The following is a 976-nucleotide window of genomic DNA, read 5'->3' as shown; positions in this document are numbered from 1 at the left end:
AGATGTGTATAAGAGGCGGCCACGTGTGCGACCGCGCCGTCGGCATCGGCATCCACGCGGACGGCCCGCCCGGCGGCGAGTTGCTTGCGGTCGAAGGAGACCACCGAGGCCTGCTCCTCCGGGGCGATCGTCGAGATCAGCAGCGTCGCCTCGGCGATGCCGTACGACGGTTTGAACGCCGTCGGCGGCAATCCGAACGGCGCGAACGTCTCGTTGAACGCCGTTATCACCTCAGGGTTTACCGGTTCGGATCCGATGATCAGCACCACGTTGCCCAGGTCGATGTCCTCCCCCGGCGCCGGTGCCCCACGCTGGGCGGTCCATTCGTAGGCGAAGTTCGGCGCGGCGGTGATGACCCGGCCGTGCTTGGCTTCCTCCGACATGGCCCGGATCCACCGCTGCGGCCGGCGGATGAACGCGGTCGGTGACATCAGCGTGGAGTGCCCGCCGTACACCGCGGGAAATCCGATCATGGACAAACCCATGTCGTGGTAGAGCGGTAACCAGCTGAGGCCGTGGGTGTTTCGGTTCAACAGGTCGATGGACAGGATCATCTGGAGTAGGTTGGTGCCGACCGCGCGGTGGGTGATCTCCACCCCGACGGGCGGGCGCGTCGAGCCCGACGTGTACTGCAGGTGCGAGATGTCGTCCGGATCGACCGGGATCGGGGTGAACGCATCCCCGGCCGCATCGGGAACCTCATCGATGAGCACCACCCGGGGTCGCCCGGAGTCCGGCATCTTGTCCAGGAACGCCTGCACCGCCGCATTACCGGCGACCGTGGTCAGCACCGTCGTCGGGCGGGAGTCCAGCAGCGCGGTCTCGAGTCGTTCGGCGTGACCCTGCAATTCCGGTGCGAACAGGGGTACCGCGATGTTGCCCGCCTTGATGGCCGCGAAGAAACCGACGATGTAATCGAGGCCCTGCGGCGCGAGGATCGCGACGCGGTCCCCGCGTTCGGCGACCTGCTGCAGCC

At 67.1% G+C, this 976-nt stretch carries 1 protein-coding gene; it reads right to left on the bottom strand.

Annotation, left to right across the window (positions count from 1 at the left end; genetic code table 11):
- The coding region (locus tag BN4332_RS32650) for an AMP-binding protein (RefSeq protein WP_160111014.1) at nucleotides 1-976 on the bottom strand (976 nt) is incomplete at both ends.

Source organism: Mycolicibacterium houstonense, from assembly GCF_900078665.2.
Lineage (GTDB): Bacteria > Actinomycetota > Actinomycetes > Mycobacteriales > Mycobacteriaceae > Mycobacterium > Mycobacterium houstonense.
Note: the sequence above shows the minus strand (reverse complement) of the source record. Positions and strands in the feature narration are given on the sequence as shown.